Origin of the sequence: Achromobacter mucicolens, from assembly GCF_029866465.1 — a bacterium.
GTDB lineage: Bacteria > Pseudomonadota > Gammaproteobacteria > Burkholderiales > Burkholderiaceae_B > Achromobacter > Achromobacter mucicolens.
The window spans coordinates 4,217,990-4,244,415 of the sequence record NZ_CP123364.1 but is presented as its reverse complement, the minus strand read 5'-3'; the positions used below and the strand labels follow the sequence as shown (position 1 = coordinate 4,244,415).

Here is a 26,426-nt window from a genome sequence, read left to right as displayed (position 1 = left end):
GGGAGTAGGACATGGACATGCCGATGGCGCGACGGATTGAAATCGTCAGTGAGGCGGCGCATGAGGTCGCGTCCATCTGCTGCTATTGCGGCACGGGCTGCGGGGTGCGCGTGCAGGTGCGCGGCGGCGCGGTGGCGGGCGTGCGCGGCGACGACTCGCATCCGGCGAATCGCGGGCGCCTGTGCAGCAAGGGCCTGGCGCTTGGCGACACCGTGCGGCTTGATGGCGCGCGCGTGCTGTCGGCACAGTGGCGCGAGGCCCGTGGCGAGCCGCTGCGGGAAATCGGGCTGACGCACGCGCTGGACATGGCCGCGGACCGGCTGGCCGAAGCGATCGCCAAGCATGGGCCCGATTCGGTGGGTTTTTATCTGTCGGGCCAATTGCTGACGGAAGACTACGCGGTCTTCAACAAGGTGGCGCGCGCGCTGGCGGGCACCAACAACATCGACACCAATTCCCGGCTCTGCATGTCGAGCGCGGTGTCGGGCTACAAGCGCACGCTGGGCGCGGATGCGCCGCCCGCCTGCTATGAAGACCTGGAGCTGGCCGACACGGTGCTGATCGCCGGGTCCAACATGGCCTACGCGCATCCGGTGCTGTTCCGGCGGCTGGAAGCCGCACGCGCGCAGCGTCCGGACATGAAGGTGATCGTGGCCGATCCGCGCCGCACGGACACAGCCGCGTTTGCCGACCTGCATCTGCCGATTGCGCCGGGGTCGGACGTGGCGCTCTTCAATGCCATGCTGCACGTGATGCTGCGCGAAGGCTTGGCCGACGAGGACTACATCGCGCGCCATACCGAGGGCTTCGAGGCGCTGCGGGCGCGCGTGCAGACCGTCACGCCCGAGGCGGCGCAACGCCTCTGCGGCGTGCCGGCAGACGACATCGTCCAGGCGGCGCGCTGGTTCGGCCAGGCGGGCGCGGCGTTGTCGCTGTACACGATGGGCTTGAACCAGTCGGTCGCGGGCACCGACAAGAACGCGGCGCTGATTCACCTGCATCTGGCCACGGGGCAGATCGGGCGTCCCGGCGCGGGGCCGTTTTCGCTGACCGGACAGCCCAATGCCATGGGCGGCCGAGAGGCCGGCGGCATGGCGACGCTGCTGCCGGGCCATCGCGATCCGGCGTCCGCCGCGCACCGCGCCGAGGTCGCGCGGCTGTGGGGGGTGGACAGCCTGCCCGACGTGCCGGGCGCCACGGCGCTCGATATGTTCGACGCGGTGGCGGACGGGCGCATCAAGGTCCTGTGGATCGCCGCCACCAACCCGGCGCAGTCGCTGCCCGACCAAGCGCGCGTGCGGGCCGCGTTGGCGCGCGCCGAGTTCGTGATCGTGCAGGAGGCGTACGCCGGCACCGAGACGCTGGCCCATGCCGATCTGGTGTTGCCGGCGGCGACCTGGCCCGAGAAATCCGGCACCGTGACCAATTCCGAGCGGCGCATCAGCCGCGTCCGCGCCGCGGTCGCGCCGCCCGGCGACGCGCAACCGGATTGGCGGCTGGCGCAGGCGGTCGCCCTACGGCTGGCCGCGCGCATCGCGCCGCACAAGACGGTCCTCTTCGATTATCGCGATGAAAGCGAGGTCTTTGCCGAGCACGCGCGCATGACGGCCGGCCGGGACTTGGACTACAGCGCGCTGGACTACGCCGCGCTGGAAGCGGGCGGACCGCAGCAGTGGCCGTATCGCGCCGGGCAGGGCACGCCGCGGCTCTATGCCGACGGCGTCTTTCCCACGGCGAGCGGCCGGGCCCGATTCTGCGACGTGTCGTGGCGGCCGACGGCCGAAACGGTCTCGGAAGACTATCCGCTGCAGCTTACCACCGGCCGGTTGCGCGATCACTGGCATACCATGGCGCGCACCTCGCTTGCCCGGGCGCTGATCCAGCACGTCGAGGAGCCCTGGGTGTCGCTGCATCCGGACGACATGCGCCGCCTTGGCCTTGCGGCCGGCGACCTGGCCCGGCTGGACTCGCGGCGCGGCGGTCTGGTGCTGCCGGTGCAGGCGGACGACACGCTGCGGCCGGGGCACGCTTTTGTGCCGATGCACTGGGGCAGCGCCTTCATGGCCGGGTTGGGCGTGAACGCCCTGACCAACCCGGCGTCCGATCCCGTCTCGCGCCAGCCTGAGCTCAAGTTCACCGCATTGCGCGCGGCGCCGGCCGGGCTTGCGTGGCAGGCCGCGGCCTGGCGGCAGGGCGACGCCGTGGCGTTGCGGGCCCGGCTTGCGCCCTGGCTGCGCCGTTTCGACTACGCCGTCGTGCTGCCGGCGGGCGCCGGGGGCGTGCGGCTGCGGCTGGCGAGCCACGTCGCGCCGGATGCCGCCGTGCTGCACGAACTGGCCGACGCGCTTGACCTGCGGCGCCCGGAGGTCGCGTACGACGATCCCGCGCGCGGCTGCCTGCGCCGGGTCGCGGCCGGGCAGGGCGTGTTGCGCGCCTTTTTGCTGACGGGCGACCTGCGCGCGCAGGAGGCGTTGCTGGCCTGGGCGGCAGGCGGTGAGGCGCCGGCAAGCGCCGCGGCGCTGCTGATGGGACGCGTCGCGGGCGCGGCGCGCTCCCGGACGGTTTGCGTCTGCAACGGCGTGAGCGAAACGGCCATCTTGAAGGGCATCGAGCAGGGTTGCGATCTGGCGGCGCTGAAGGACACGCTGGGCTGCGGCACCGGTTGCGGCTCGTGTGTGCCGGAGATCAGGTCGCTGATGACGCGCGCCCCGGCGGCGGCGCTTGCGTGACGACACGTTCGGACATACGCCGCGCGCGGCAACCGGTGTAGTATCAAGCCAGCCGTCCCTCAAGGCGGGGACGGCATTTTCCGTTTTCTGGAGTGGCTTGTGACGACGATGCGAAAAATGGCATCCCTGGTTCTAGCGGCCGGCGCGTTGGGCGCGGCCGCCTCGGTGCAGGCCGGCGTGTGCGACGCGCAATTCATGCACGACGGCGGCGCGGTCCAACTGACCGGCACGGGCAATCTGGCGCTGGGCGCCGACCTGACTTTTGCCGAGGTTACAAAAAGCAATGGCGACAACTGCCGCGCGCGCGTGCAGGGCCTGGCCACGTTCAGCTACGCAGGCCTGCCGCCCGGCAAATCCAAGCTCGATTACCTGATGACGGTCAAGGGCGGCCAGGCCACCTTCCTGCGCTACGCCACCGCCGGCGAAGCGCCCAAACCCTCGGAAGGCCAGTTCGACCTGCGCATGCTCGGCCTCTTTGCCTACGACGGCAAACTGGCTTCGGGTCAGAAGCTGCCCGGCTCGTCGTTTCGCCTGAAGATCGGCAAGGAAGCGCCCGTTGGCGGCCAGCCCAGCACCACGGTGCGCATCGGCGAAAAAACCGTCGGCCAAAAGACTGCGCTGACCACGGCGCTGGGCAAGCAGTCCTGCCACCCGATCACCTATACCCGCAATTCGGATCCCACGATGGCCACGTTCCAGGGCCTGACCATTCCCATTCCCGGCATGAACACGACGGTCACGGACTGGTATTGCCCGGCCGTGAATCTGGTGATGAAGCAGGACATCGACCAGGGCGGCGTGAAGTCCGCCGTTGAGATTACGCAGATCAAGTAGCACCCGGTAGCAAGCGGGCGTTTGCGCCCGCTTGGCCGCTGGTATCATCGTCTCGTCATGGACACACAACAGGAGCTCAGAAAATGGCAACGAGAAAATCCGAAGACGTCGCAAAAGAAAAACTGATCGACAGTGTCAAGACCAGCCTGAACGACGCCGAAAGCCTGCTGCGCGAAGCCGCCAGCAGCACCGGCGACAAGGCCAACGAACTGCGCGACCGCGCCCTGACGTCGCTGCGGCGCACGCGTGAGGCGCTGTACGAAGCGCAGGATGCCGTTCTCGAACGCGGCCGCAAGGCTGCCCGCGCGACGGATGACTACGTGCACGACAATCCCTGGCAAGCCATCGGGGTGGCAGGCGTGACCGGCCTGCTGCTCGGCTTGCTGATCAGCCGCCGCTGACAGGGCAGGATGTCCGGGCGGCAGGCACGGCGACATGCCGCTGCCTGCCGCCCGGCGTTCTTTCAGCCATGGGTCTAAGAAAAACTGTATTCGGTGTTGCCTCCAGCCTGGTCGGGCTGATGCGCACGCGGTTGGAGCTGCTGGCTCTTGAAGCCGCGGACGAAAAGGCGCGCCTGCTCAAGCTGCTGGGCCTGGCGTTTGCGGCCCTGCTATTTCTGACGCTGGCGGTGCTGGTGGCCACCATCACCATCGCCGTGGCGTTCTGGCCCACGGAAGACCGCTATCTGGCCCTTGGCCTGCTGGCGGGGTTCTATGGTGTTGCTGGCGTGGTGCTGCTGCTGGTGGTGCGCCACGGACTCGTCTACGGACCGGCGCCGTTCTCGGCCACGCTCGAAGAGCTGGGCCGCGATGCGGAGTTGCTGGACAGGGTGCGCGAAGCCCAAGCCGACGACGAGACGGCGGTGCGCCGTCGCGAGGGGTTCTGAGTCATGCACAAACGATCTCCCACCGTCGACCGCGCCGTGCGCATCGAACTCTTGCGCGCCCGCGCGGCAATCGAGCGCGAGTCGCTGGCGCAGAACATCGTGTCGGCCGGGCGCAGGCTGGAACCCAGCGCGCTCATCCGCGGCATGCTGCCGGGCCTGGCATCGGGCGGCGCGTCCCGCTGGGCCTTGCAGGCCATCACGCTGGCGCGGCGCTATCCCATCATCAGTTCGTCGCTGTCCGCCATGTTCATGCGTGGCGGCAAGCGCGGCAAACTGCTCAAACTTGCCGGCGGCGCGTTCGTGGGCTGGCAGATCCTGAAGGCCGTGCGCGGCATGCGCCAGGATGATGATCCGGAACGCGATTGAACTGACGCCAGCTGAAAAGACAAAGCCCCGTTGACGGGGCTTTGTTATTTGCGCGCGGTGCAGTTGGCTACAGCCCCAACTGCCCCCACATGTCGTCCACGCGTTTCTTGACGTCGGCGTCCATCGTGATGGGCGTGCCCCATTCCCGGTTGGTTTCGCCCGGCCACTTGTTGGTGGCGTCCAGACCCATCTTGCCGCCCAGGCCGGACACCGGCGAGGCGAAATCCAGATAGTCGATCGGCGTGTTCTCCACCAGCAGCGTGTCGCGCACCGGGTCCATGCGGGTGGTCATCGCCCAGACCACTTCCTTCCAGTCGCGCGGGTTGATGTCTTCGTCCACGACCACGATGAACTTGGTGTACATGAACTGGCGCAGGATGCTCCACAGGCCGAACATGACGCGCTTGGCGTGGCCCGCGTATTGTTTACGGATCGACACCACGGCCAGGCGGTAGCTGCAGCCTTCGGGCGGCAGATAGAAGTCCACGATTTCCGGCAGCTGGCGGCGCAGCAGCGGCACGAAGACCTCGTTCAACGCCACGCCCAGCACGGCGGGCTCGTCGGGCGGCTTGCCGGTGTAGGTGGAGTGATAGATGGGATTGCGGCGCATCGTGATGCGCTCGACCGTGAAGACCGGGAACCAATCCTGCTCGTTGTAGTAACCGGTATGGTCACCGTACGGGCCTTCCAGCGCCATTTCGTAGCCGGTGTCGGGCGGCGGATTGACGCCTTCGGGGACGACGGGCTTGTTGGCGCGCGGGTCCGAGGAGGGCAGCAGATGGCCTTCCAGCACGATCTCGGCCCAGGCCGGCACGGACAGGTTGCTGCCCAGCGCCTGCGCGACTTCGGTGCGCGAGCCGCGCAGCAGGCCCGCGAACTGGTATTCGGACAGGCTGTCCGGCACCGGCGTGACGGCGCCCAGCGTGGTGGCCGGATCGGCGCCCAACGCCACGGCGATGGGAAAGGGCGTGCCGGGGTTGGCGATCGCGTGGTCGCGGAAATCCAGCGCGCCGCCGCGATGCGACAGCCAGCGCATGATGAGCTTGTTCGGCCCCAGCAGCTGCTGGCGGTAGATGCCCAGGTTCTGGCGCTTGGCGTTGGGGCCGCGCGTGATCACCAGGCCCCAGGTCAAGAGCGGCGCCACGTCGCCCGGCCAGCAGGTCTGGATGGGCAGGCGCGTCAAGTCCACGTCCTTGCCTTCCCAGACGATTTCCTGGCAGGCGGGGCTCTTGACGTTCTTGGGGCTCATGTCCCACAGCGCGGACTTCAGCATCGACACCTTGGCCAGCGCATCGCGCAGGCCCTTGGGCGCTTCGGGCTCGCGCAGCGAGGCCAGCAGCTCTCCGATGTCGCGCAGCGCGCTGACGTCGTCGGCGCCCATACCGCGCGCCACGCGCGCGGGGGTGCCGAACAGATTGGCCAGCACCGGCATCTGCGCGGGCTGGCCGTTGTGGCGGGCGTTTTCGAACAGCAGGGCGGGGCCTTCGGCCCGCAGCACGCGGTCGGAAATCTCCGTCATTTCAAGCTGCGTCGACACCGGCGCGGCAATGCGTTTGAGCTCGCCCATGCGTTCAAGTTGGGCGATGAAGTCTCTAAGGTCGCGGTATTTCACTACAGATCCCAGCGATTTGGTTACATTTCAGGTTCAAAGAGAGGTTAACATTGACTCCCTCTTTTTTACGCAGGAGGTTTTATGCCCGATGCGTCAGTGGCCAGCCTGTTCAGGAACATGGCCCAAGGAGTGCACCAATATCTTGCCGAATCCCTGCGCATTTGCTCTGTCTATCTGGGCATTGCGGTCATTGTGACGGTAAGCATGGGATTCGCCCTGCCTGGTTTGCGCGACCAGGCATTGCAAGTGCACAAAGCCTTGTTGACCGCCCTCGCGCCTTCATCCATGCAGGCCAGCTCCGAATCCGAAGCCGGCTCCGAACTGGGTGCCGACACGTCGTCGGCAATTGCCATGGCCGTACCCGCCGCCCCTATCAGCAACGCCACCGGCATGCTGGGGCCGGCCCGACTCGCGCCGCCCGCGCCCAAGAAGACCGCTTCGGCGGCCACGGGGCCACAGGCGGAAGCACTGCGCAACTATATCTCGCGCAAATACAAGGTCGCGTATGACGCGACCGGCCCGCTGTTGAACACCGTGTACAAGGTCAGCCGCGACAAGCAGCTTGACCCCTTGCTGGTCCTGGCCGTGATCGCCATCGAATCGCGCTACAACCCCCTGGCCGAAAGCCACGTGGGCGCGCAGGGCCTGATGCAGGTCATGACCAGCGTGCACCAGGACAAGTTTGACGCGGTCGGCAAGAACCCGCTGGACCCGGCCGCCAACATCGGCGTGGGCGCCACGATCCTGCGCGACTGCATCAACCGCCGCGGTTCCGTGGACGGCGGCTTGGCGTGTTACGTGGGGTCCACCGGTCCGGACGACAACGGCTACGGGGCAAAGGTGCAAGCGGAACGCCGCCGCCTGGCGCTCGCCTCGGGCATCGCGCTGGCGCGCGACTGATCCTGCGTCCTGCTCCGGCAACAGGCGCGCCCCATTGGGGCGCGCTTTTTTTCGTCAGGTCAGCGTTGCAGCAGCACGCCCATCCGGGCCACCGCCTCTTCCAGGCGATCCAGGCCGGTGGCGTAGGAAAAACGCATGGTGTGGGCGGCGTGCGCCGGTCCGAAGTCCAGGCCCGGCACCGCGGCCACGCCGGCTTCCAGCAACAGGCGTTGCGAGAACGCGGCGCTGTCCATGCCCAGGCTGCTGATATCCGCATAGATATAGAAGGCGCCGTCCGGCTTGACCGGCACGTTAATGCCCAGGCGTTCGAATTGCGGCAGCAGGTAGTCGCGGCGCTGCTTGAAGGCCTCGCGCCGGTGCTCGAAGATCTTTAGCGCGGCGGGGGTAAAGCAGGCGAGCGCGGCGTGCTGGGCCAACGTGGGCGCGCAGATCGCCAGGCTGGAGGCAATCTTTTCCACCGGCGCGACCATGTCGTCCGGCACGATCATCCAGCCCAGGCGCCAGCCCGTCATGTGGAAGTACTTGGAAAAGCTGTTGATGACGATGACGTCGTCGTCCAGCGTCAGGGCCGAGCGCGGCTGGCCGTCGTAGGACAGACCCAGATAGATTTCGTCGACGATGGCAAAGCCGTCTCGGGCGCGCACCTGCGCCAGCAGCTCGGCCAGTTCGCCGTGGGCGATCGAGGTGCCGGTGGGATTGCTGGGCGAGGCCACCATCACGCCCTGTGTGGCGGGCGTCCAGTGGCGCGCGACGTCGTCGGCGGACAACTGGAAGCGCTTGTCGGCCGTGCTGGGAATCAGGCGGGGCACGCCGCCCGCGGCCAGCACGAAATTGCTGTTGGCGGGATAGGACGGATCGGGCATCAGCACTTCGCCGCCCGTGTTGACCAGCGCCGCGCAAGCCAGCGTCAGGGCGCCGGAGGCGCCCGCGGTGACGATGACGCGGCGTGGATCGATGGCGGCGCCGAACTGGTCGCGGTAGAACTGCGCGATGGCTTCGCGCAGCGGGGCGATCCCCGCGCCCGGGCTGTAGCCGCTCAGGCCTGCGCGCGCGGCACGGTCCAGCGCTTCCACGACCTGAGGGGGCGCGGTAAAGTCCGGTTCGCCGATGCCCAGGCTGATAATGTCTCTTCCGGCCGCCTGCAGCGCCTGCGCCTGCTTGAACAGTTCCATCACCTGGAACGTCAGGAAATCGTGAGTGCGGGTGGCAAGGCGGGGCATCGGAATCTCGAAAGCGTCATCTAGCAAAAAAGGAATTGTAGTCATGCAGCCATCCCGGCGCGCCTTCCTCCTGGGACGTCGGCCCGTCCAGACGCCATGGGCGGCCTTCGTGCAACGCCTGGCGCTGGTGTGCCAGGGCAAGGTCCGCGACCTGGGCGAGGGCGGCGCAGACGGCACGTGCGCCGTCTTGACGCCCGTCCGCGGCGCCGACGTCGTGCAGGCCCGCAAATTGTGCGCCGAATACCGGGTGGTCCTGGAACTGGAGGGCGCGGCGGGACCGTTCGCGCCCTCGGCCCGGCCTCGCCTGCGGGTCGATCCCGTGCTGCTGACCGGGTTGACGCGGCTGGCGGGCGGCACGCCCCGCTGGCACGCGCAGCCGGGCGTGACCTTGGCCGAGCTGGCCAGCGCCGGCCTGCGGCAATTTGCCGGGTTGCCGGGCGACATGACGCTGGCTCAATGGGTGGCGGCGCCGGCTGCCTGGCCGGCGGGCCATTGCGCGGCCTCGGGCCTTGCGGCGGCGGACGTGCTGCTGGCCGATGGCGTCGAGGAAACGCTGGGGGCGTTTGGCGAGGCCGATGTCCAGCCCCTGCGCTCGGCCACCGTCCAGCGCCTGGTGCCCGCGCTGTTCCAGCTGGCCTCCGGCGGCGACGCGTTCGCCACCAACGACGGCTATCACTGGCTGGGCCGCTACCGGCTGGATGCGCTCAAGCCCGAGGCGCCGGCCACCGTCAACCTGGCGCAATTGCTGTTGGGCCACGGCGGCACGCTCGCCTGGTTGCAGGCTGCGGAGTTGACCGACGTGCCGCCTGGCAACGACGTTCAGGCCGTGGACGAGCCGGCTTCCCGCCCCGGGCCAGCGGCCCCCGGGCTGGCCACCGTGCGGCTGGACGGACGGGTCAAGACGTTGTTCGACCCGGACGGCTGCTTCCCGGAATTCCAGTGGCCGGAAGTCTGAAAAAAATTCAGCTTACTGTAAGATTTCGGCGCTCGACCTCAAGAAAGCGCGAGGCCCGCGTATCGCGCCGCCCGGCATGGGAATAGAATTCCTCCCTCTTTCGTGTCACACACTCTAGCCAGTAGCCGCCCTATGGATGCCAACCTTCGCAAAGCCGCCCTTGAATATCACGAGCACGGGCGCCCCGGCAAAATCTCGGTCACGCCGACCAAGCAACTGACGAACCAGCGCGATCTGGCGCTGGCGTATTCGCCCGGCGTCGCGGCGGCCTGTGAGGAAATCGTGGCCGACCCGGCCAACGTGTACCGCTACACCGCCCGCGGCAATCTGGTGGGCGTCATCACCAACGGCACCGCCGTGCTGGGCCTGGGCAACATCGGCGCGCTGGCGTCCAAGCCGGTCATGGAAGGCAAGGCCGTGCTGTTCAAGAAGTTCGCCGGCCTGGATGTCTTTGACATCGAAATCAACGAAACCGACCCGGACAAGCTGGTCGAGATCATCGCCGGCCTGGAAGCCACCTTTGGCGGCATCAACCTTGAAGACATCAAGGCGCCGGAATGTTTTACCGTCGAACGCAAGCTGCGCGAGCGCATGAACATTCCGGTCTTTCACGACGACCAGCACGGCACGGCGATCTGCGTGTCGGCGGCCTTCATCAACGGCCTGAAGGTCGTGGGCAAGGACATCAAGCAGGTCAAGGTGGTCACGTCCGGCGCGGGCGCCGCGGCGCTGGCGTGCCTGGACCTGATGGTGGACCTGGGCCTGCCCCTGGAAAACATCTGGGTCACCGACATCGAAGGCGTGGTCTATGAAGGCCGCACCACGCTGATGGACCCGGACAAGGCGCGTTTTGCGCAAAAGACCGACGCCCGCAAGCTGGCCGAAGTGATCCAGGACGCCGACGTGTTCCTGGGCCTGTCGGCCGGCGGCGTACTCAAGCCGGAAATGGTGGCCGCCATGGGCCCGCGTCCGCTGATCCTGGCGCTGGCCAACCCCACGCCGGAAATCCTGCCGGAAGTGGCGCACGGCGTGCGCGACGACGTGGTGATGGCCACGGGTCGGTCGGACTACCCGAACCAGGTCAACAACGTGCTGTGCTTTCCGTACATCTTCCGCGGCGCGCTGGACGTGGGCGCCACGACCATCACGCGTGAGATGGAAATGGCGGCGGTGCATGCCATTGCCGACCTGGCCGAAGAAGAGCAGAACGAAGTCGTGGCCGCGGCCTACGGCACGTTCGACATTTCGTTCGGCCCTGAATACCTGATCCCCAAGCCGTTCGATCCGCGTCTCATCGTGCGCATCGCGCCCGCCGTGGCCAAGGCCGCGATGGATGGCGGCGTGGCCACGCGTCCGCTGGCCGACCTGGAAGCCTACGAGGAACAGCTGCAGCAGTTCGTGTACCACTCGGGCGCGTTCATGAAGCCGCTGTTCTCGGCGGCCAAGCGCATCGTGCGCGAAGGCGGCCCCGCCCGCATCGTGTTCGCCGAAGGCGAAGACGAGCGCGTGCTGCGCGCCGTGCAGGTGGTGGTGGATGAGGGCCTGGCCCGTCCGATCCTGGTGGGCCGCCCTTCGGTGCTCTTGACCCGCATCGAAAAGCTGGGCCTTCGCCTGCGCCTGGGCGAGGACGTCGAAGTCACCAACCCCGAATACGACGAGCGCTTCCACCAATACTGGACGACGTATTGGGAACGCATGTGCCGCCGCGGCATCACCAAGGAAATGGCGCGCGTGGAAATGCGCCGCCGCATGACACTGATCGGCGCGATGATGGTGCACCTGGGCGATGCCGACGGCATGGTCTGCGGGTCCGTCGGCGCGTATCACGACCATCTGCGTTTCGTGGACGAAGTGATCGGCCGCCGTCCCGGCCACAACGTGTACGCCGCCATGAACATCCTGCTGCTCAACGAGCGCACGGTGGTGCTGGTGGACACGCACGTGAACGACGAACCGACGGCCGAGCAGATCGCCGAGTTCACCGTGGCGGCTGCGCGCGAGATGCGCCGCATGTACCTGGCGCCCAAGGCCGCGCTGCTGTCGCGCAGTAATTTCGGGTCGGGCAGTTCGGCATCGGGCGCCAAGATGCGCCGCGCACTGGAGCTGGTGCGCCAGATGGATCCCGACCTGGAAATCGACGGCGAAATGCACGGCGACTGCGCGCTGGACGAGGCGCTGCGCATGCGCATCCTGCCGTCCTCCACGCTCAAGGGCGAAGCCAACCTGCTGGTGTGCCCGAACGTGGACTCGGGCAACATCGCGTACAACCTGCTCAAGACGGCTGCGGGCGGCAACGTGGCGGTGGGGCCCTTCCTGCTGGGCGCCAACGCGCCCGTGCACATTCTGACCTCCAGCTCCACCGTGCGCCGCATCGTCAACATGACCGCGATGACGGTGGTCGATGTCAATACACCGCGTTGAAGTCAAGCCGGCCGGTCGGTCGTGCCCGCGCACGCCCACCGGCCTGGTCCTGACGGGCGGCGGCGCACGCGCCGCGTACCAGGTGGGGGTGCTCAGCGCCATCATGGAGCTGCTGGACCCCGACTGGCACTCCCGTTTTCAGAACCCCTTCGACATCATTTGCGGCACCTCGGCCGGCGCGATCAACGCCGCCGCGCTGGCCTGCCGCGCCGACCGGCCGCATCTGGGTGTTCGGCGCATTCGCCGCCTGTGGTCGTCGCTGAACACCGACATGATCTACCGGGCCGACGCGCCGGGCCTCATCCGCACCGGCGTGCGATGGCTGGGCCTCTTGTCGCTGGGCTGGATGTATTCGGGCCTGACGCGCAAGCGTCCGCATTCGCTGCTGGACAATGCCCCCATGCAAGGGCTGCTGGAGCGGGTGCTCGACTTTCACAACCTGCGCGCCAACCTGGAAGGCGGGTCGCTGTCCGCGCTGGCCATCACCGCGTCGGGCTACACCAGCGGCGAGCACCTGACGTTCTATCAGGCGCACACCCCCATCGACCCCTGGCACCGCTACCTGCGGCTGGCGATCCCCACGCCCATCGGCATCGAGCACCTGATGGCGTCGTCGGCCATTCCCTTCGTCTTTCCGGCGCGTCAGGTGCAGGTGCATGGCAAGGGCGAATGGTGCGGCGACGGCTCGATGCGCCAGTTGGCGCCGATCAGTCCGGCGATCCACCTGGGCGCGCACCGTGTGCTGGTGATCGGCACCGGCTACCGCGACGACACCCATCCCGAAAATCGCGAGGATTCGCCCCCGTATCCGTCGCTGGCGCAGGTGGGCGGACATGCGTTGTCCAGCATCTTCCTTGACGGCCTGTCGGCGGATGTCGAGCGCCTGGAACGCATCAACTACCTGATGGACCACGCGGACCCGAAGGGCGTGCCGCCCGCCGTGCGCCGCATCGAGGTGCTGACCATCACTCCCAGCCAGTCGCTGGATCTGATGGCGCTTGAGCATTTGCACGACATGCCGGCACAGGCGCGTGCGCTTTTCCGCGTACTCGGTGTATCGTCCGATCCACACCGTCCGGGGGGAGGGGCGCTGATGTCCTACCTGCTGTTCGAAGCCGGCTACACCAAGCGATTGATCGAACTGGGTTATGCCGATACGATGCGACGTAACGACGAAGTGATCGCCTTTTTCAGGGAGGCTCAGGCATGACGCGCAATGGCCAATCGAGTTTGCAGCGGCAGCTGATGCGCGGCGGAGCGCTGGCTCACGACGGGCTGGACAAGAAGGCCGTGGTGGACGCCGCGCATGAGCTTGGCCTGTCCTTGTTTGTTGCCAATTGCGACCCCTGCCGCAGCCGCTCGGCGGTCTTGCGCGCCATCGTCAAGGCGGTGGATTTCCCAGAGTACTTCGGCGGCAACCTGGACGCCCTGTACGACTGCCTGTGCGACACGGTGCTGGACCACAAATCCGGCGTGGTGCTGTGGCTGTATCGGCTGCATTCCGGCGACCCGGCGTTGGCGGAAGACGCCGGCCGCATCGAAACCGTCTGCTCCGACGCGGCGGATTTCGCGCACGAAAACGGCCGCGTGTTTGCGTATGTGATCGAGCACGCCGGCAAGCATCCCGATCCCGAGCCCGGCGTGGCCGCGGCGCCCTACGGCGAAAACGACTGATCTACCAACCGCGCAGGGCGCTGACCGCCGACAGCAGCGCCAGGCCGGCCGTCTCGGTGCGCAGCACCCGGGGGCCGAAGCGCACGGCGCGCACGCCGGCCTTGCGGGCCGCTTCCAGTTCCTTGTCCGACCAGCCGCCTTCCGGGCCGACCAGCAGGGTGATGGACGTCTGATCCGATACGCCTTGCAGCGCCGTGGCCAGGTCGTCGGTGGCTTCCGGGTGGCACAGCACGCGCAATCCGTCAGCGGGTTGGCCCAGCCAATCGTCCAGCGACTGCGGCGCATCCACGGCCATCAGGCGGTTGCGGCCGCATTGTTCGGCGGCCGATTGCGCGATGCGCTGCCAGTGCCCGACACGCTTTTCCAGCCTCGCGCCCGACAACTGCAGCACGCTGCGCTGCGCCGCGATCGGGCTGACCCGGGCCGCGCCCAGTTCCACGGCCTTTTCCACCACCCAATCCATCTTGTCGCCCGAGGGCAGGCCCTGGGCCAGCGTGATGCGTCCGCCCAGTTCGGCTTCGCGAGGGTTGAAGTCGCCCAGTTGGGCAAAGCCGGCCTTGCCCTCGACCTCCAGCACCGCGGGGTATTCGCCGCCCTGGCCATTGAACAGCGTGACGGTTTCGCCGGCGCGCAGGCGCAGCACGCGCAGCGCGTGATGGGCAAGCGCTTCCGGCAGGGCGATGCGGGCGCCGGCGGCCAGCGGGGCGTCGCAGTAGAAACGGGGGGCGGGCATGGGGAAGGGGACTCGAAATGACAGGGGACTGACGGAGTACGCGTAGCCTACCATTGCTTGCCGATCGCCCTGAAACCCGCGATTACATAGGGCATCCGGCCGATGGCCTCCGGGAAATCCCCTGATGCTAAAATCACCTGCTTCGCAACCTACTCAACTGGCCCTATTTCTTCCTTAGGCGCGCCAGTTTCAAAGAGCCTTCCGAATGAGCAATCCGACCGCCCCTAAACTTGCCTTGGCGGATGCCATCCGCGCCCTCGCGATGGATGCCGTGCAACAAGCGAACTCCGGGCATCCGGGTGCTCCCATGGGCATGGCGGAAATCGCCCAAGCCTTGTGGGCCGGCAACCTGCGCCACAATCCCAAGGATCCCGCCTGGGCCAACCGCGACCGCTTCGTGCTGTCCAACGGCCACGGTTCGATGCTGATCTACGCCCTGCTGCACCTGACGGGCTACGACCTGCCGATCGAAGAACTCAAGAATTTCCGCCAGTTGCATTCCAAGACGCCGGGTCACCCCGAAGTGGGCATCACCCCGGGCGTGGAAACGACCACCGGTCCGCTGGGCCAGGGTCTGGGCAACGCCGTGGGCATGGCGCTCGCCGAAGCGCTGCTCGCCGCCGAATTCAACAAGCCGGGCCACACGCTCGTCGATCACCACACCTACGCGTTCACCGGCGACGGCTGCCTGATGGAAGGCATCTCGCATGAAGTGTGCTCGCTGGCCGGCACGCTCAAGCTGGGCAAGCTGGTCGTGCTGTACGACGACAACGGCATTTCCATCGACGGCCACGTCGAACACTGGTTCGCCGACGACACCGCCAAGCGTTTCGAAGGCTACGGCTGGAACGTCATCCGCGGCGTGGACGGCCATGACGTCGCTGCCGTGGACGCCGCCATCAAGGCCGCACGTGCGCAGTCGGACAAGCCTACGCTGATCGTCTGCCGCACCGTGATCGGCAAGGGTTCGCCCAACATGGCCGGCACGCACAACGTGCACGGCGCGCCGCTCGGCAAGGACGAAATCGCCGCCACGCGCGCCGCGCTGGGCTGGTCGTCCGAACCCTTCCAGATTCCGCAAGACGTCTACGACGGCTGGGACGGCCGCAAGCAGGGCGCCGAAGCCCAGGGCGAATGGCAGAAGCGCTTTGATGCCTACGCCGCCGAATTCCCCGCCGAAGCCGCCGAATTCACGCGCCGCATGAAGGGCGAGATGCCCGAAGGCTACGCGGACCAGTTCAAGGCCTTCCTGTCGGCCACGCTGGAAAAGGGCGAGACCGTCGCCACCCGCAAGGCCTCGCAATTCGCCATCGCCGCGTTGGCGCCGATGCTGCCGGAAATGCTGGGCGGCTCGGCCGACCTGACCGGCTCGAACTTCACCGACTGGAAGGGCGTTGGCGCCGTCCGCGCTGGCGACAAGGGCATCCAGTTCGGCCGCCACATCAACTACGGCGTGCGCGAATTCGGCATGGCCGCCATCATGAACGGCATCGCGCTGCATGGCGGCTACCTGCCGTTCGGCGGCACGTTCCTCACGTTCTCGGACTACTCGCGCAACGCCATCCGCATGGCCGCGCTGATGAAGCAGCGCGTCGTCCACGTGTTCACGCACGACTCCATCGGCCTGGGCGAAGACGGCCCGACCCACCAGTCGATCGAGCACGCGGCCAGCCTGCGCCTCATCCCCAACCTGTCGCTGTGGCGTCCGTGCGATACGGCCGAGACCGCCGTGGCCTGGAACGCCGCCGTGACGCGTCCGGCCAGCATCGGCATGGACGTGCATGACGGCGGCCCGACGGCCCTCTTGCTGTCGCGCCAGAACCTGCCCTTCGTGCAGCGCGACGCGGCCACCGTCGACGCCATCGCCCGCGGCGGCTACGTGCTGCGGGACGCCGAAGGCGCCCGCGCCGTCATCATCGCCACCGGCTCTGAAGTCGCCATCGCGCTGGACGCGCAGGCGCAGCTGGCCAAGGAAGGCATCGCCGTGCGCGTGGTCTCCATGCCCAGCACCGACGTCTTCGACAAGCAGGACGCCGCCTGGAAGCAATCCGTGCTGCCCAAGGGCCTGCCGCGCGTGGCCGTCGAGGCCGGCGTCACCGCCTTCTGGCACAAGTACGTGGGCCTGGAAGGCGCCGTGGTCGGCATCGACCGCTACGGCGAGTCCGCGCCGGCCGGCGCCCTGTTCAACTTCTTCGGGCTGACCGCCGACAAGGTGGCCGAGACCGTCAAGCAAGTTTTGTAAAAAAGGAGCTTAGTCATGACCATTCGCGTCGCCATCAACGGTTACGGTCGCATCGGCCGCAACATCCTGCGTGCCCACTACGAAGGTGGCAAGAAGCACGATATCGAAATCGTCGCCATCAACGATCTGGGCGATCCCAAGACGAACGCGCACCTGACGCGCTACGACACCGCCCACGGCAAGTTCCCGGGCACCGTCGAAGTCGACGGCGAGTTCATGGTCGTCAACGGCGACAAGATCCGCGTGCTGGCCAACCGCAACCCGGCCGAACTGCCGTGGGGCGACCTGAAGGTCGACGTCGTCCTGGAATGCACGGGCTTTTTCACCACCAAGGAAAAGGCCGGCGCGCACATCAAGGGCGGCGCCAAGAAAGTCATCATCTCGGCCCCCGGCGGCAAGGATGTCGACGCCACCATCGTCTACGGCGTCAACCACGGCGTGCTGAAGTCGACCGACACCGTCATCTCCAACGCGTCGTGCACCACCAACTGCCTGGCCCCCCTGGTCAAGCCGCTGAACGACAAGCTGGGTCTGGAAAACGGCCTGATGACCACCGTTCACGCCTACACGAACGACCAGGTCCTGACCGACGTCTACCACGAAGACCTGCGCCGCGCCCGTTCGGCCACGATGAGCATGATCCCCACCAAGACCGGCGCCGCCGCCGCCGTGGGCCTGGTCCTGCCGGAACTGAACGGCAAGCTGGACGGCTACGCCATCCGCGTCCCGACCATCAACGTGTCGCTGGTCGACCTGTCGTTCGTGGCCAGCCGCGACACGACCGCCGAAGAAGTGAACGGCATCCTGAAGGCCGCCTCGGAAGGCGAGCTCAAGGGCATCCTGGACTACAACACCGAACCCCTGGTCTCGGTCGACTACAACCACAACCCGGCCTCCAGCACCGTTGATGCGTCGCTGACCAAGGTCTCGGGCCGTCTGGTCAAGGTGTCGTCCTGGTACGACAACGAGTGGGGCTTCTCGAACCGCATGCTCGACACCACCGTCGCGCTGATGTCGGCCAAGTAAGCACGCCGCCAGTCCAAAAGGGGACGGATTTGTTTTCCGCCATTGCGGAAAATGGGTTCGTCCCCTTTGTTCGCCTACCGAAGGAATCCAACTATGTCCAAGGTCCAAACCCTGTCCGCGCTGGCCAAGGCCGGCGCCCTGTCCGGCAAGCGTGTGTTCATCCGCGCCGACCTGAACGTCCCGTTCGATGACGCCGGCCGCATCAGCGAAGACACCCGCATCCGCGCCTCGGTGCCCGGCATCCGCCTGGCGCTGGACGCCGGCGCCGCCGTGATGGTCACGTCCCACCTGGGCCGCCCCAAAGAAGGCGTCTTGACCGACGCCGATTCGCTTGCCAAGGTCGGCCAGCGCCTGTCCGAACTGCTGGGCATGCCCGTGCCGCTGGTGCGCGACTGGGTCGACGGCGTGAAGGTCGATCACGGCCAGGTCGTGCTGCTGGAAAACTGCCGCGTGAACGTCGGCGAAAAGAAGGACGACGAGGCGCTTGCCAAGCAGATGGCCGCGCTGTGCGACGTGTACGTCAACGACGCCTTCGGCACGGCGCATCGCGCCGAAGCCACCACGCACGGCATCGCGCGCTTTGCCCCCGTGGCCTGCGCCGGCCCGCTGCTGGAAGCCGAACTGGATGCCCTGGGCCGTGCGCTGCACGAACCGAAGCGTCCGCTGGTCGCGATCGTGGGCGGCTCCAAGGTGTCGACCAAGTTGTCGATCCTGCAATCGCTGGCCGACAAGGTTGACCAGTTGGTCGTGGGCGGTGGCATCGCCAACACGTTCATGCTGGCCGCCGGCCTGTCCATCGGCAAGTCGCTGGCCGAGCCCGACCAGGTGGAGCAGGCCCGCGCCGTCATCGACATCATGAAAAAGCGCGGCGCGGCCGTGCCGATTCCCGTTGACGTGGTGTGCGCCAAGTCGTTCGGCGCCGACGCCGAGGCCACCGTGAAGGCGGCCACCGACGTGGCCGACGACGACATGATCCTGGACATCGGCCCGCAGACCGCGGCGCAACTGGCCGAGATCCTCAAGAAGGCCGGCACCATCGTCTGGAACGGCCCGGTGGGCGTGTTCGAATTCGACCAGTTCGCCCATGGCACGGAAATGGTCGCCCGCGCGATCGCCGACTCCGAAGGCTTCTCGATCGCTGGCGGCGGCGACACCCTGGCCGCCATCGCCAAGTACAAGATCGGCGAGCAGGTCGGCTACATCTCCACCGGCGGCGGCGCCTTCCTGGAATTCCTGGAAGGCAAGACCCTGCCCGCCGTGGCGGTGCTGCAAGCGCGCGCCGCGGGTTGATCCGGCGGTGTGACGGGTGTCTGACGGCAGGCAGGTGTCAGACACCCGGATTGATTTACCTTGCACCGCCCTGGAGTGAGTTGGTTTAGGCTTGGTGGTCGTCCCGCGTCGTGCGGGAGTCCTTTTTTCAGGTCGTCCTGCTGCACCATGAACCTTCGCGTCATTCCTGGCCTGGCCAACTTCCAGGGCATCACCCGCGACTCGGCCCGGCGCGACATCGCGGCGGGCTTTAGCGTGGCCGCGGTGGCGCTGCCGGTGGGGCTGGCCTATTCCGCCATGATGGGAGTGCCGCCCGTTGCCGGGCTGTGGGCCGCCATTGCGGGCATGCTTGCCTACGCGTTCTTCGGCTCGTCGCGCACCCTCATCGTCGGTCCCGACACCGCTACCTGCACCCTCATTGCCGCCACCTTGACCGGCATGGCGCTGACCACACCCGAGGCCCGGCTGCAGGCCGCCACCAGCATCGCGCTCACCGTTGGCGTGGGTTGCCTCATCGCCCGGGTCCTGCGGCTGGGCGTGCTTGCGAACCTGCTGTCGCGGCCGGTGCTGATCGGGTACATGGCCGGCGTGGCGGTCACGCTGGCGACGTCGCAACTGAGCGGCCTGACGGGCGTGGGCCTGCGCAACAGCGGCCTGATCCACCCGTTCATGGAACTGTCCCACCGGCTGTCCGAAATCCGGCTGCCGACGCTGTTCCTGGGGCTGGCCTCGTGCATCTTCCTGGTGGCGATCAAACGCTGGCGGCCTTCGTGGCCAGGCCCCATTTTGCTGGTGGTCGCGACCTGCCTGCTTTCCTGGCTCTTCAATTTCCCCGCGATGGGCATTGCGGTGGTGGGCGACGTGCCGGCCGGGCTGCCGGCCTTCCATCTGCCCGTCAGTCTGGAAGGCGTGGACGGCATCCTGCTGGGCGCGGCGGGGGTGCTGGTCGTCAGTTTTTCCAGTGGCATCGTGACGGCGCGCAGCTTTGCGGCGCGCACGGGCGACCACGTCGACCCGAACCGCGAACTGGTGGGGTTTGGCGCGGCCAATGTGGCCGCGGGCTTGTTCCAGGGCTACGTCGTGACGGGCGCCGATTCGCGCACGGCGGTCGGGCTGGTGGCTGGCGGGTCGTCGCCGCTCGTCAGCATCAGTGCAGCGGCCGCGCTGGCCGTCGTGGTGGGCCTGTTGAGCGAGCCGCTGTTTTGGCTGCCGCAGTTTGCGCTGTCGGCCATCCTGCTGCTCGCCGCGGCCAGCCTGTTCGACTGGCAGGCCTTCAAGCGGCTGGCGCGGATCTCCCGGATCGAACTCGCGTTCGGCATCCTGGCGGCCGTGGGCGTGGTGGGATTCGGCGTGCTGCAGGGCGTCGCGGTTTCCGTGGGCGCGACGCTGCTCTATGCCATGTACGTGTCCGGCAATCCCCGCGATGCGCTGCTGGGCCGCTTGCCGGGCGAAACCGTGCTGGGCAAGATGCACCTGAATCCGCAGGCCCAGCCCGTGCCGGGCGCCGTGATCTGGCTGTTCGAGTCCTCGGTCTGGTTCTTCAATGCGGACGCGTTCCGCCGCCGCGCGCGCGAAGTCATCGAACAGGCGGGCGACGTGCGCTGGTTCGTGCTGGACGCCGAAGCCATGACCCAGGCCGACGCCGACGCCGTCGAGGCGTTGTATGAACTCAAACGCATCCTGGACGAACGCGGCATCTTATTGCTGGTCGCGGGCGGCCACGGCAAGTTCCGCGAGGCGCTGCAGCGCTCGGGGCTGGTCAAGAAGATCGGGCCGGACAGGATCTTCGTCAGTCCTGAACAGGCGGTGGAAGCCATCGAGCGCTGGCGCCAGGGCGGGCCGGCGACGCTGGGCTGACCTGCGAATGGCCAGGGTGGCTGACACCCTGGAGAAATGACCTGCGCGCCTGAATGTCGCACGCAGGGTGTCTGACACCTTGCAAGCCAGCGACCCGCCTCAATCGATGATGTGATACCCGCCGTCGATGTACAGCGTCTGCCCCGTCATCAGCCGCGCCGCATCGGTGGCCAGCCAGGCCGTCGCTTCGCCAACGTCGTCAATCGACACCAGGCTGCGCGCGGGCGCCTTGGCCTGGGCACGGTCCAGCATGGTGTCGAATTCCGCAATGCCCGACGCGGCGCGCGTTTTCAGCGGTCCCGGCGAAATCGCGTGCACGCGGATGCCTTGCGGGCCCAGTTCGGCGGCTAGGTAGCGCGTGGCCGATTCCAGCGCGGCCTTGACCGGACCCATCATGTTGTAGTGTTCGACCACCATCTGCGAGCCGTAATAGCTCATGCAGAAGAGGGCGCCGCCATTGCGCATCAGCGGCTCGGCCAGCTTGGCCATGCGGATGAAGGACCAGCATGACACGTCCATCGCCTGCAGAAAGCCCGCCCGCGAGCAGTCCGTGACACGGCCGTGCAGGTCCTCGCGCGGCGCGTAGGCCACCGAGTGCAGCACGAAATCCAGCGCGCCCCATTCGTCCGTGATGCGGGCAAAGACGGCCTCCAGCTCGCCGTCGTTCAAGAGGTTCAGCGGCATCAGCAAGGGCGCGTCCACCTGTTGCGCCAGCGGCGCCACGTGCGGCAGGGCCTTGTCGTTCAGGTAGGTCACCGCCAGTTCGGCGCCCATCGCGCGAAACGCCTTGGCGCAGCCCCACGCGATGGAGTCGGCGTTCGCGATGCCGGTCACGAGCCCGCGCTTGCCGGCCAGCGGCAGGTGCGCGCTCATTGCTGCCTCACCAGGGCAAGCGTGTGTTGGGCAATGATGAGCTCTTCGTTCGTGCGCACCACGTAGACGCCGATGCGGCTGTCGTCAGTCGAGATGCGCGGCCCGTGGCGGGCGTTGCGCTCGGGGTCCAGCTTGATGCCCAGCCAGCCCCAGTGTTCGCTGATCGCCTGGCGGATTTCGGCGGAGTTTTCGCCCACGCCGGCGGTGAAGACGATGCCGTCGATGCCGTTCATCGCGCAGCCCAGGCCGATCATGCCTTCGGCCACGCGCCAGGCGAAGTACTTCAACGCCAGCTTGGCCGCCGGCGCATTGCTGGCCAGGAGTTCGCGCATGTCGTTGCTGATGCCCGACAGGCCCTTCATGCCGCAGTCGTGATACAGCATGTGCTCGATCTCGTCGTGGCTCATGCCCTGTTCCATCATCCACAGCACCACGCCGGGGTCCAGGCGGCCAGGACGTGTGCCCATCGGCAGGCCTTCCAGCGCCGTGAAACCCATGGTGCTGTCCACGCTCTTGCCCTGGTGGATCGCGCAGGCCGACACGCCGGACCCCAAGTGGGCGGCGACGATCTTGCCCATGGCGATGTCCGGCAGCGCCTGTTTCAGGCGCTGCGCGATGTATTCGTAGGACAGTCCATGAAAACCGTAACGGCGCACGCCCTCCAGGTACAGGCGCTCGGGCAGCGCGTAGCGGTCGGCCACGTCGCTATGGCTGCGATGAAACGCCGTATCGAAGCAGGCCACCTGCGGAATCCAGGGCCGGCGTTCGCGGATGACGCGGATCGGCGCCAGGTTGTTGGGCTGATGCAGCGGCGCAAGCGGCGTGAACGTGTCCAGCTTGGCCAGGATGTCGTCATCGATCAGCACCGGCTCGGACAGGTCCGGCCCGCCGTGCACCACGCGGTGGCCGACGGCCAGTGGCGCGCCGCCCAGGTGGCCGCTCAACCACGTGCCCACCACCTCCTGCGCGTTGGGCACGTCGGGCGCGTGGCTGGGCGCAATGTCGCGCTCGACCAGCGTCTCGCCCGCCGCGTCGCGCACCCGCAGGCGCGGATGCGTGGTGCCGATGCCTTCGAGCTGGCCGCCCAGCCGGGGCGCGAGCTGGTGGCTGGCATCGATGTCATACAGGTAGAACTTGATGCTGGAACTGCCGGCGTTGATGACGAGGATGGTGTCGCTCATGGCGGTGTGCTTCCATGTTGGGACAAATCGCGCGAAAGCCCGCGGCGGCGGGCCGGGGGCAGGGAGCTGGCGTCAGGCCAGCGGTTTGGCCTGCTGCTGGGCAAGATGGTGGGCGTAGATTGCCGCCACCGCGCACGAGGCAAGACGCGAGCGCGGGCTGTCGGCGCGGCTGGTCAGGATGATCGGCACGCGCGCCCCGAGCACGATGCCGGCGGCTTCGGCATTGGCGAGAAACGTCAGGTTCTTGGCCAGCATGTTGCCGGCTTCCAGGTCGGGCACCATCAGCACCTGCGCCACGCCCGCCACGGGCGAACGGATGCCCTTGATGCGTGCGGCTTCCGGGCTGATGGCGTTGTCCAGCGCCAGCGGGCCGTCCAGCACGCCGCCGGTGATCTGCCCGCGGTCGGCCATCTTGCACAGCGCGGCCGCCTCGATCGTGCTGGGGATGCTGGGCGTGACCTGTTCCACCGCCGACAGGATCGCCACGCGCGGTTCGCCCAGTCCCAATCCCAGATGCAGGTCGATCACGTTGCGGATGATGTCGGCCTTGGTTTCCAGGTCCGGAAAGATGTTGATGGCCGCGTCCGTGATGAAGAGCGGCTCGGGATAGGTCGGCACCTCCATGATGAACACATGGCTGATGCGCCGGCCGCTGCGCAGGCCCGTCGTGCGCGCCACGACCTCATGCATCAGTTCGTCGGTGTGCAGGCTGCCCTTCATCAGCAGCGACGCCTCGCCGCTGCGCACCAGCGCGACCGCCTTTTCCGCGGCGGCATGGCTGTGCGGCGCGTCCACGATGCGGGCATCGCCCAGGTGCAGGTTGAACTGTGCGGCCGTGTCGCGGATCTTGCCTTCCGGCCCGACCAGGATGGGCCGCAAGAGGCCCAGGTCGCGCGCTTCCAGCGCCGCGGACAACGAGGGCTCGTCGCACGGGTGGGCGATGGCGCACGCGGCCGGTTCAAGCGTCTGCGCGCGTGCGATGAGTTTGTCGTAGTGCGTGGACGTCGGGAGGCTCATGGTTGTCAGGCCTTGGCGGGTTGACGGGCGGCAGCCGCGCGCTTGGCGGGCGACTTGGCGGCGTTGGACGCGGCTTTCGTGGCGGGAGCGGCCGGCTTGGTAGCCTGCTTGGCGGGCGTCCTGGCGGTTTGAGTGGCGGCCTTAGGGGCGGTTTTAGGGGCGGCTTTTGCGGCGGTCTTTGCGACGGTCTTGCCCGCTGCCTTGGGCGCGGACGCCGCATTCACGGCCTTGCGCGCGGCGTCGGGATGCGGCCGGGCGGTCTTGCCGGGCACCTGCGCGGCCTTGTCGACCAGGTCGGTGACCGGATCATCCAGCTTCGCGTCTTCGGCGCCGCGCGAGGGCTCGGCCTTCTGGCCCTGTTCGCGGCGCTGTGCGCGGCGCTCGGCCGCTTCGAAGATGCGCTCCATTTCGTTCAGGCTTTCGCGCGCCGCGTCGCTCATCGGTTCGGCCGCTTCCAGCACGCCCTTCATGGCGTCCAGACCGGCGCGGATTTCGGCAGCCGACGAGCCGTCAAGCAAGTGCGGCATGGCCTGGATGGCAGCGGTCGAATCCAGCGTCATCATCAGCGCCTGCTCGCGGATGACGTCCTTGAATTCCTCCAGCGACAGGGCGTTGTCGGCCTCGGCGCGCATCTTGCGGATCAGCGCGAAGCTGCGCTCGTCCAGGCCGCCCTCGGCGCCCGACACGTACAGCAGCATCCGGATCGCCGCCACGCGCAGTCCGCCTTCCTGCAGCATCGAGCGCAGTTCCGCGGCGCGTTCTTCCATGAAGCGGCGATGCTCCGGCGAGACGCCCGGATGCCTGCGCGGCGGGCCGGACTTGGCGCCCAGGCCGGCCAGGTCCTGTACCACGGGCGAACCGTAGACGCTCATGAAGGTGCGTTCGTCGGCCGAATCGCGCAGCTCCTGCCAGATGTTCAGGCTGGTCTCGATCATGTTCGAGAACATCTCCTGCGCGACCAGGAACGGATTCGTGGGCGAGGCCTGCTTGCGGTTCTCGCGCACCTGTTCGGCTACCTTGGCGATGGGCGCGATGACCGGGTTGCGGTCGGAAATCAGTTCGTAGGGCAGGCGCAGCGGGTGCATGCGCTGCATCCATTCGGCAGACTGCGGCGTGACCAGGGCGCGCAGCCAGGGCTGCACGAAGCTGCGGTACATGCCCAGGTTGATGTCGGAGATTCGGGCCACCGCGGCAAAGCGCTGGTCGTCCTCTTCCTTGCGGTCGACGATGGCGCGCACGTCGTCCAGCTTGCGCTGTTCGAACGACAGCACGTAGTTGCCGTAAGCCAGGTCGGCGTTGGGCGTGTCCGGCGTCTTGTCGGCGATTTCGGCCTGGTAGATGCCGGGCGGCAGCACATCGATCATGTCGATGTTGGAGGTGAACTCCTGGTGCTCCTTGCGGGCCACGCTGCCGGACACGAAGATGCCCAGGTGGCCGATGCTTTCGTGGATGGCGTAGACGATGGTCTGGCCGTGGGCCAGGACTTCGGCCTCGTTCTGGTACAGGTCGGGAATCCAGCCCAGCGCCTGCGGCGGCGGGGTGATGTTGTCGCCCTTCGAGCAGAACACCACGATGGGCGAGCGGATGTTGCGCAGGTCGATGCGGATGCCGTCGGAGGTCACCAGACCCGCGGTCGCCAGGCGGTTGCCCACGAAGAGGTTGTCGACGATGTACTGGATCTCGGGGCCATTCAGGAACACGTGGCCGCCCCACCATTTTTCGAAGCTCAGGTAGCGGCTGGCCTCGGTGTCGACGTTGGCGTAGAGGTTGTACTGCTTGGACCACAGGGTGTTGGCCGGATTCAGGTTCTCGAAGTTCTGCACCAGCCAGGCGCCGTCGAACTTGCCGTTGCCCAGATCGCTGGTCATGGCCGTGAGCCAACTGCCGCCCAACAGGCCGCCGGCATAACGCATGGGATTCATGCCGCGCCAGCCCGCCCAGTACGACAGGGGCGCGCCCGCGACGATGATGGGGCCGAAGAGCTCAGGGCGCACCGCCGCGGTCATCATGATCTGCCAGCCCGCCTGGCAATTGGCCACGACGACGGGCTTGCCCTCGGCATCCGGGTGCAGCGCGATGATCTCTTCCAGGAAGCGGGCCTCGGCCATCATCACGTCTTCGACGGTCTGCGTGGGCATGGGTTGCGGCAGGAAGGTCGCGAAGTAGCACGGGTGCCCGGCACGCACGGCCACGCCGATCTCGCTTTCCGGCTTGAAACCGCCAATGCCCGGCCCGTGGCCGGCGCGCGGATCCACCACCAGGAAGGGGCGTTTGATCGGGTCCGTTTCGACGCCGGCCGGCGGCTTGATCCGCAAGAGGCCGTAATTGACCGGCCGGGGCAGCTCGCGGCCATCGAGCACCAGTTCGAATTCCATGCTGAGCACGTTGGGCGCGCGCTTGGCCATGTGATCGTGGTACTGGTTGCCGCGCTGGCGCATCACATCGGCGTAAAGCACGCCGCGCTGCCAGGCATCGACGGCGTATTCATAGGCGGCCGTCCAGGGGTTCAAGGACGGGGCAAGCGTGTGATCGGTGCCGGATCCGGCCATGGCGATCTCCTGTAAATAGCTGCCGGCGGCAAATGGCCGCCAAGCCGGTCCCCAGTGGAACCGGCGGCGTTGACCTCCTCAT

Annotated in this window: 21 protein-coding genes; 14 read left to right on the top strand and 7 right to left on the bottom strand. The window is 67.5% G+C overall.

Translation table 11 applies throughout. From position 1 onward, the window contains the following. Positions 1–11 precede the first annotated feature (11 nt). The 5 genes from QEP15_RS19455 to QEP15_RS19435 all read left to right on the top strand — a co-directional run bounded on the left by QEP15_RS19455 (position 12) and on the right by QEP15_RS19435 (position 4,815). Positions 12–2,729: a nitrate reductase gene (locus QEP15_RS19455; protein ID WP_425285963.1), complete on the top strand. Its 2,718-nt coding sequence runs from the start codon at positions 12–14 to the stop codon at positions 2,727–2,729. Positions 2,730–2,837: 108 nt separating this feature from the next. Next, complete coding sequence (locus QEP15_RS19450; protein WP_226849506.1) at positions 2,838–3,563, top strand: hypothetical protein; 726 nt, start codon at positions 2,838–2,840, stop codon at positions 3,561–3,563. Positions 3,564–3,646: 83 nt separating this feature from the next. Beyond that, positions 3,647–3,964 (top strand): ElaB/YgaM/YqjD family protein, encoded by a 318-nt coding sequence (locus QEP15_RS19445; protein WP_056326638.1) that lies wholly within the window; start codon positions 3,647–3,649, stop codon positions 3,962–3,964. 68 nt (positions 3,965–4,032) lie between these two features. Beyond that, on the top strand, positions 4,033–4,449 hold the full coding sequence (locus tag QEP15_RS19440) for a phage holin family protein (protein WP_056326639.1): 417 nt from the start codon (positions 4,033–4,035) through the stop codon (positions 4,447–4,449). A gap of 3 nt (positions 4,450–4,452) precedes the next feature. Then, positions 4,453–4,815 (top strand): hypothetical protein, encoded by a 363-nt coding sequence (locus tag QEP15_RS19435; RefSeq protein ID WP_056326640.1) that lies wholly within the window; start codon positions 4,453–4,455, stop codon positions 4,813–4,815. A 67-nt stretch (positions 4,816–4,882) separates the two neighbouring features. Here QEP15_RS19435 and ubiD read toward each other — a convergent pair whose 3' ends face one another. Beyond that, positions 4,883–6,427, bottom strand: coding sequence for a 4-hydroxy-3-polyprenylbenzoate decarboxylase (gene ubiD, locus QEP15_RS19430; protein ID WP_056326642.1), 1,545 nt, complete (start codon positions 6,425–6,427; stop codon positions 4,883–4,885). 81 nt (positions 6,428–6,508) lie between these two features. On the opposite strand from ubiD, the gene QEP15_RS19425 reads away from it, so the two are divergent. Then, on the top strand, positions 6,509–7,327 hold the full coding sequence (locus tag QEP15_RS19425) for a lytic transglycosylase domain-containing protein (RefSeq protein ID WP_152382299.1): 819 nt from the start codon (positions 6,509–6,511) through the stop codon (positions 7,325–7,327). Positions 7,328–7,386: 59 nt separating this feature from the next. Here the strand turns inward: QEP15_RS19425 and QEP15_RS19420 are convergent, their stop codons facing one another. Next, entirely contained in the window at positions 7,387–8,547 is a 1,161-nt protein-coding gene (locus QEP15_RS19420; RefSeq protein WP_279991194.1) for a pyridoxal phosphate-dependent aminotransferase, read from the bottom strand. A gap of 43 nt (positions 8,548–8,590) precedes the next feature. On the opposite strand from QEP15_RS19420, the gene QEP15_RS19415 reads away from it, so the two are divergent. From QEP15_RS19415 to QEP15_RS19400, 4 genes are all read left to right on the top strand, one after another. Then, positions 8,591–9,502 (top strand): FAD-binding protein, encoded by a 912-nt coding sequence (locus QEP15_RS19415; protein ID WP_217618324.1) that lies wholly within the window; start codon positions 8,591–8,593, stop codon positions 9,500–9,502. A gap of 132 nt (positions 9,503–9,634) precedes the next feature. Then, positions 9,635–11,923, top strand: coding sequence for an NADP-dependent malic enzyme (locus QEP15_RS19410; RefSeq protein WP_280147885.1), 2,289 nt, complete (start codon positions 9,635–9,637; stop codon positions 11,921–11,923). Then, complete coding sequence (locus QEP15_RS19405) at positions 11,904–13,133, top strand: patatin-like phospholipase family protein (RefSeq protein WP_425285962.1); 1,230 nt, start codon at positions 11,904–11,906, stop codon at positions 13,131–13,133. Before QEP15_RS19410 ends, QEP15_RS19405 begins: the two co-directional genes overlap by 20 nt. Further along, positions 13,130–13,597, top strand: a complete 468-nt coding sequence (locus tag QEP15_RS19400; protein ID WP_056326651.1) for a barstar family protein — start codon at positions 13,130–13,132, stop codon at positions 13,595–13,597. Before QEP15_RS19405 ends, QEP15_RS19400 begins: the two co-directional genes overlap by 4 nt. A 1-nt stretch (position 13,598) precedes the next feature. On the opposite strand, the gene QEP15_RS19395 is transcribed toward QEP15_RS19400, so the two are convergent. Continuing rightward, complete coding sequence (locus QEP15_RS19395; RefSeq protein ID WP_152382295.1) at positions 13,599–14,330, bottom strand: 16S rRNA (uracil(1498)-N(3))-methyltransferase; 732 nt, start codon at positions 14,328–14,330, stop codon at positions 13,599–13,601. 205 nt (positions 14,331–14,535) lie between these two features. On the opposite strand from QEP15_RS19395, the gene tkt reads away from it, so the two are divergent. The 4 genes from tkt (at position 14,536) to QEP15_RS19375 (ending at position 20,724) form a co-directional block, all read left to right on the top strand. Next, positions 14,536–16,572 (top strand): transketolase, encoded by a 2,037-nt coding sequence (tkt, locus tag QEP15_RS19390; RefSeq protein WP_280147884.1) that lies wholly within the window; start codon positions 14,536–14,538, stop codon positions 16,570–16,572. A 15-nt stretch (positions 16,573–16,587) separates the two neighbouring features. Continuing rightward, positions 16,588–17,598 (top strand): type I glyceraldehyde-3-phosphate dehydrogenase, encoded by a 1,011-nt coding sequence (gene gap / locus QEP15_RS19385; RefSeq protein ID WP_056326654.1) that lies wholly within the window; start codon positions 16,588–16,590, stop codon positions 17,596–17,598. 93 nt (positions 17,599–17,691) lie between these two features. Next, the gene (locus QEP15_RS19380; protein WP_280147883.1) at positions 17,692–18,888 is read left to right on the top strand and encodes a phosphoglycerate kinase; all 1,197 of its coding nucleotides are present in this window, start codon (positions 17,692–17,694) and stop codon (positions 18,886–18,888) included. Between the two features lie 147 nt (positions 18,889–19,035). Further along, complete coding sequence (locus tag QEP15_RS19375; protein ID WP_280147882.1) at positions 19,036–20,724, top strand: SulP family inorganic anion transporter; 1,689 nt, start codon at positions 19,036–19,038, stop codon at positions 20,722–20,724. 99 nt (positions 20,725–20,823) lie between these two features. Here the strand turns inward: QEP15_RS19375 and fabI are convergent, their stop codons facing one another. From fabI to QEP15_RS19355, 4 genes are all read right to left on the bottom strand, one after another. Next, complete coding sequence (fabI, locus tag QEP15_RS19370) at positions 20,824–21,597, bottom strand: enoyl-ACP reductase FabI (RefSeq protein WP_056326656.1); 774 nt, start codon at positions 21,595–21,597, stop codon at positions 20,824–20,826. After that, positions 21,594–22,778, bottom strand: coding sequence for an acetate/propionate family kinase (locus QEP15_RS19365; RefSeq protein ID WP_180098087.1), 1,185 nt, complete (start codon positions 22,776–22,778; stop codon positions 21,594–21,596). The genes fabI and QEP15_RS19365 overlap by 4 nt, the downstream gene beginning before the upstream one ends. Positions 22,779–22,850: 72 nt before the next feature. Then, complete coding sequence (locus tag QEP15_RS19360) at positions 22,851–23,795, bottom strand: phosphate acetyltransferase (protein ID WP_142053806.1); 945 nt, start codon at positions 23,793–23,795, stop codon at positions 22,851–22,853. Positions 23,796–23,800: 5 nt separating this feature from the next. Further along, entirely contained in the window at positions 23,801–26,344 is a 2,544-nt protein-coding gene (locus tag QEP15_RS19355; protein WP_280147881.1) for a DUF3141 domain-containing protein, read from the bottom strand. Positions 26,345–26,426 lie beyond the last annotated feature (82 nt).

Bases quoted from the DNA above. Each gene is read 5' to 3' on its own strand.
- QEP15_RS19455 (WP_425285963.1), top strand. From the start codon at position 12: ATGGACATGCCGATGGCGCGACGGATTGAAATCGTCAGTGAGGCGGCG.
- QEP15_RS19450 (WP_226849506.1), top strand. From the start codon at position 2,838: ATGCGAAAAATGGCATCCCTGGTTCTAGCGGCCGGCGCGTTGGGCGCG.
- QEP15_RS19445 (WP_056326638.1), top strand. From the start codon at position 3,647: ATGGCAACGAGAAAATCCGAAGACGTCGCAAAAGAAAAACTGATCGAC.
- QEP15_RS19440 (WP_056326639.1), top strand. From the start codon at position 4,033: ATGGGTCTAAGAAAAACTGTATTCGGTGTTGCCTCCAGCCTGGTCGGG.
- QEP15_RS19435 (WP_056326640.1), top strand. From the start codon at position 4,453: ATGCACAAACGATCTCCCACCGTCGACCGCGCCGTGCGCATCGAACTC.
- QEP15_RS19425 (WP_152382299.1), top strand. From the start codon at position 6,509: ATGCCCGATGCGTCAGTGGCCAGCCTGTTCAGGAACATGGCCCAAGGA.
- QEP15_RS19420 (WP_279991194.1), bottom strand. From the start codon at position 8,547: ATGCCCCGCCTTGCCACCCGCACTCACGATTTCCTGACGTTCCAGGTG.
- QEP15_RS19415 (WP_217618324.1), top strand. From the start codon at position 8,591: ATGCAGCCATCCCGGCGCGCCTTCCTCCTGGGACGTCGGCCCGTCCAG.
- QEP15_RS19410 (WP_280147885.1), top strand. From the start codon at position 9,635: ATGGATGCCAACCTTCGCAAAGCCGCCCTTGAATATCACGAGCACGGG.
- QEP15_RS19405 (WP_425285962.1), top strand. From the start codon at position 11,904: ATGTCAATACACCGCGTTGAAGTCAAGCCGGCCGGTCGGTCGTGCCCG.
- QEP15_RS19400 (WP_056326651.1), top strand. From the start codon at position 13,130: ATGACGCGCAATGGCCAATCGAGTTTGCAGCGGCAGCTGATGCGCGGC.
- QEP15_RS19395 (WP_152382295.1), bottom strand. From the start codon at position 14,330: ATGCCCGCCCCCCGTTTCTACTGCGACGCCCCGCTGGCCGCCGGCGCC.
- tkt (WP_280147884.1), top strand. From the start codon at position 14,536: ATGAGCAATCCGACCGCCCCTAAACTTGCCTTGGCGGATGCCATCCGC.
- gap (WP_056326654.1), top strand. From the start codon at position 16,588: ATGACCATTCGCGTCGCCATCAACGGTTACGGTCGCATCGGCCGCAAC.
- QEP15_RS19380 (WP_280147883.1), top strand. From the start codon at position 17,692: ATGTCCAAGGTCCAAACCCTGTCCGCGCTGGCCAAGGCCGGCGCCCTG.
- QEP15_RS19375 (WP_280147882.1), top strand. From the start codon at position 19,036: ATGAACCTTCGCGTCATTCCTGGCCTGGCCAACTTCCAGGGCATCACC.
- fabI (WP_056326656.1), bottom strand. From the start codon at position 21,597: ATGAGCGCGCACCTGCCGCTGGCCGGCAAGCGCGGGCTCGTGACCGGC.
- QEP15_RS19365 (WP_180098087.1), bottom strand. From the start codon at position 22,778: ATGAGCGACACCATCCTCGTCATCAACGCCGGCAGTTCCAGCATCAAG.
- QEP15_RS19360 (WP_142053806.1), bottom strand. From the start codon at position 23,795: ATGAGCCTCCCGACGTCCACGCACTACGACAAACTCATCGCACGCGCG.
- QEP15_RS19355 (WP_280147881.1), bottom strand. From the start codon at position 26,344: ATGGCCGGATCCGGCACCGATCACACGCTTGCCCCGTCCTTGAACCCC.